The following is a 4,122-nucleotide window of genomic DNA, read 5'->3' on the forward strand; positions in this document are numbered from 1 at the left end:
AGGTGTTGTGGGTGGAGCCTGGGGCGCGGCCTGCCCCGCCGTTGCACCCTCGTCGATGACGGCGAGTTCGACACCGACCTCGACCGTCTCGTCCTCGGCGACCCGGATAGCGCTGATCACTCCGGAGGCGGGCGCTGGGATCTCGGTGTCGACCTTGTCCGTACTGACCTCGAGGAGCGGCTCGTCGGCCTCGACGCGCTCGCCTTCTTTTTTCAGCCAGCGGGTGACGGTGCCCTCGGACACGCTCTCACCCAGACGGGGCATCGTGACGGACACAGACATGGGGTACGACTCCTTCGTGGCGTCCGGCCGTCCGTGGGCGACGGGGAGTGGCCGCGAACGCTGTGGGTCTGCCAGTAACTGATCGACTCAAGGCGACACGATCACGTTTGTCCTGCGCCGCCAGACATTGTGGTTCTAATTGTGGGAGTGCAGCGGCTTGCCGGCGAGGGCGAGGTGTGCTTCGCCGATCGCCTCCGACAGGGTCGGATGCGGGTGGATGAGCTGGGCGACATCGGCGGCGGTGGCCTCCCAGTTCGTGATCAGCTGGGCTTCGGCTATCAGCTCGCCGACCCGGTCGCCGACGATGTGGATGCCCACCACCGGCCCGTCGGGCAGGGCGACCAGCGTGACGGCACCGGTGGTCTGGAGGATCTGCGCCTTGCCGTTGCCGGCCAGATCGTAGGTGTGGGTCACGATCTCTCCGTACAGCTCCGCGGCCCGAGTCGAGGTCAGCCCCACCGATGCCACCTCGGGATGGGAGTAGGTGACCCGCGGAACGTTGTCGTAGTCGACATGCGCCGGGTTCAATCCGGCGAGGTGCTCGGCGAGGAAGATGCCCTCGGCGAATCCGACGTGGGCGAGCTGGAGCCCCGGTCGCAGGTCGCCGAGCGCGGAGACGGTCGGTAGGTTCGTCCGCAGCTCGTGGTCGACCAGGACGAAGCCGCGATCCATCGCGATGCCGACCTCGTCATAACCGAGCCCTTCGGAGACCGGACCGCGCCCGACCGCGACGAGCAGCACTTCGGCCTCGATGGTCGTTCCGTCCTCCAGCGACACCGTGACACCTGCGTCGGTGCTCTTCACACCGGCGAACCGGGCACCCAGGTGCTGTTTGATACCGCGGCGGCGGAACGCCCGCTCCAGCAGCTTGGAGCTGGACTCCTCCTCCAGCGGCACCAGGTGGGGCAGTGCCTCGACGATCGTGACCTCGGCACCGAAGGAACGCCACACCGAGGCGAACTCACAGCCGATCGCGCCGGCACCGAGAACCACGGCGGATGCCGGCACGTGGTCGAGCTCCAAGGCGTCGTCACTGGTGATCACCTGGCGGTGGTCGATCTCCAGGCCGGGCAGCGACTTCGACTGCGACCCGGTCGCGAGCACCACATGGCGGCCGGAGACGACCCGGTCGCCCACGGCAACGGCGGTGGGCGACACCAGCCGTCCGTGACCCTCGATGACCTCGATGCCGCGGCCCTTCACCAGGCCGGCGAGGCCCCGGTAGAGCTTGCTGACCACCGAGTCCTTGTAAGCGTTGACCTTCGTGATATCGATTCCGTCGAAGGTCGATCGGATCCCGTAATTCTCGCTCTCGCGGACATTATCCGCGATCTCCGCCGAGTGCAACAGGGCCTTGGTCGGAATGCACCCGCGGTGCAGGCAGGTTCCGCCCAGCTTGCCCTTTTCGATCAGAGTGACGTCCAGACCGAGCTCGGCGGAGCGCAGGGCCGCAGCGTAACCGCCGCTACCGCCACCGAGGATGACAAGGTCTACGGGACCGGCCGCAGAGTCCACCACGCCAGGCGTCCCTTCTCGTTGACTGGTTGGGATGCGTTCAGTCTTTCATGCCGCAGGACGGATGTATCGCAGGTCCCGGCAACTGTGGTCCATGACGCCGGGTATTTTTCTGTGCCACTTCCGCTCGTTGCCTGCTACTCGCCGGTAATCTGTTTGTCAGGCTCGGAGCGGGGCGCCGGCTCTCCGGCGATGTTCTCGGCCAGCTGGAGCAAGGTTCGGACGATCACACCGGTGCCGCCCTTCGGGGTGTGACCGTAGGGTTCGCTCGCGTTCCAGGCGGGCCCGGCCATGTCGATGTGTGCCCACGGAATGTGATCAGGTACGAAGGCGCTCAGGAAGTGCGCGGCCACCAGCATGCCGCCATCGCGGCTGCCGCCGCCGCCGACGTTGGCGAGGTCTGCGACGGCCGAGTCGAGCACCTTGCGCAGCTCTGGTGGCAGTGGCATCGGCCACACCGCCTCGCCGGTCTCGCCGGCCGCGGCGACGACCTGTTCGACCGCGTCGTCACGGCCCATGACCGCGCTGGTGCGCTGGCCCAGAGCCACGATCTGCGCGCCGGTGAGCGTTGCCACGTCCACCAGCAGGCCGGGGGAGTCCGCCGCGGCGCGGGCGATGGCGTCGCCGAGCACAAGCCGTCCCTCGGCATCAGTGTTGAGGACCTCGACCAGGGTGCCGCCCCGCAGGGTCAGGACGTCGCCCGGCCGGATCGCGTCCCCGGATGGCATGTTCTCGGCCAGTGGGATCCACGCGTTGACGGTGACCGGCACGTTCAACCGGGCGGCCGCGATGACGGCCGCGAGCACGCCGGCGGCGCCGGCCATGTCGGTCTTCATCCATTCCATCGCGCCCGCGGGCTTGAGCGACAGGCCGCCGGAGTCGAAGGTGATGCCCTTGCCGACAAGGGTAAGCGCGGGCGGGTCGGTCGGGTCCGCACCGGCGGGCCGCCAGGACAGGTGGACCAGCCTCGGCGGGTTCACCGAACCCTGGCCCACCCCCAGAATGCCACCGAAACCCTCGTCCGCCAGTGCCTTTTCGTCGAGTACCGCAACATCCACACCGACCTCGGCGCCATGGCGGGCGGCGATCTCGGCGAACACCGCGGGCGGTAGGTGCCCGGGCGGGGTGTTGACCAGATCCCGGGCCAGGGCGACGGCGTCGGCTGCTATAGCAGCCCTGCGCACGGTATCGGTGGCGGCGGGCTCGGCGGCGTCGTCCACGAGGAACGTGATCTCCTCGACCGGTGGACGCCGGTCGGGCCGGGACCGGGTCCGGAACGTGTCGAAGGCGTAGGCGCCGAGCAGCGATCCCTCGACGACGGCCCGTAGCTGGTCTGGTCCGGGCGGGCCGACGGCCAGGGCGAGGGCGGTCGCGACGCGGGCGGTGCCGGCGAGCGCGCGCACGGCGGCACCCGACGCCCGGCGCAGCGTTTCGTGGTCGACGTCAACCTGGTCGACGTCAACCTGGTCGACGTCAACCTGGTCGACGTCAGCGTGGCTGGTGACGGGGCCGAGGCCGACCGCGACCACGATGGGGACCGGGAGCATGCCGAGCGTGGCGAAGCGGACGAGGTCGCCGGCCTTGCCGGTCGCGCCGAGGTCGGCCAGGACCTGGGCCAAGCGGCCACCGAGCGCCACGTCGAGCGTCTGGGTACCGCCCAGTGGCACCGGCCCGTTCTTGCCCGCCGCGATACCGATCACCAGCGCATCGGTATCAAGATCCAGAATGGATGATGTCGTCACGACAGTCGCGGTCATGGCGCGAGACTACGGAACACGGTGTGGGACGGGGTTAGCCTGCCCGTATGGGTGAGCTGCTGCGGTCTCCGCTGCACGACAGGCACGTTGCGCTGGGCGCCAAGCTGGCCGACTTCGGCGGCTGGGAGATGCCCATCGAGTATCCCGGCGGGGGGGTGCTCAAGGAGCACGCGGCGGTCCGGTCGGCGGTCGGGATCTTCGATGTCAGCCACCTCGGCAAGGCCCGCGTCCACGGCCCCGGTGCCGCGGTCTTCGTGAACGCGACCCTCACCAACGATCTTTCTCGGATCGGTCCCGGCCAGGCCCAGTACACGCTGTGTTGCGACGATGAGACCGGCGGCGTCGTCGACGACCTCATCGCCTACCTGTACTCCGACTCGGAGGTCTTCCTCGTCCCCAACGCGGCCAACACCGAGCAGGTCGTCCGCCGGCTCGACGCCGCGGCCCCGCCCGGAGTGGCCGTTGACAACCTGCACACCGCCTTCGGCGTGGTGGCTGTGCAGGGACCGCGTTCGGCGGAGCTGATGGCGGCGCTGGGCCTGCCCGTCGGTGGGGCCTACATGAGTTT

3 protein-coding genes and 1 pseudogene are annotated in these 4,122 nt (G+C 69.0%); 1 reads left to right on the top strand and 3 read right to left on the bottom strand.

The features are described 5' to 3' along the window. The 3 genes from U9980_RS21390 to U9980_RS21400 all read right to left on the bottom strand — a co-directional run. On the bottom strand, nucleotides 1-282 hold a 282-nt coding region (locus tag U9980_RS21390; protein WP_322769558.1), incomplete at its 3' end, for a biotin/lipoyl-containing protein. A 135-nt stretch (nucleotides 283-417) separates the two neighbouring features. Further along, on the bottom strand, nucleotides 418-1,800 hold the full coding sequence (lpdA, locus tag U9980_RS21395) for a dihydrolipoyl dehydrogenase (protein ID WP_322769559.1): 1,383 nt from the start codon (nucleotides 1,798-1,800) through the stop codon (nucleotides 418-420). Between the two features lie 134 nt (nucleotides 1,801-1,934). Next, nucleotides 1,935-3,554: a leucyl aminopeptidase gene (locus tag U9980_RS21400; protein WP_322769560.1), complete on the bottom strand. Its 1,620-nt coding sequence runs from the start codon at nucleotides 3,552-3,554 to the stop codon at nucleotides 1,935-1,937. Nucleotides 3,555-3,601: 47 nt separating this feature from the next. Here U9980_RS21400 and U9980_RS21405 point away from each other — a divergent pair. Next, nucleotides 3,602-4,122: pseudogene (locus U9980_RS21405) on the top strand (glycine cleavage system protein T); the annotation flags it as partial.

The sequence above is a fragment of the Protofrankia sp. Cr1 genome (genome assembly GCF_963555865.1).
GTDB lineage: Bacteria > Actinomycetota > Actinomycetes > Frankiales > Frankiaceae > Protofrankia.

Coding starts and splice junctions, on each gene's coding strand:
- U9980_RS21400 (WP_322769560.1), bottom strand. CDS start 3,554: ATGACCGCGACTGTCGTGACGACATCATCCATTCTGGATCTTGATACC.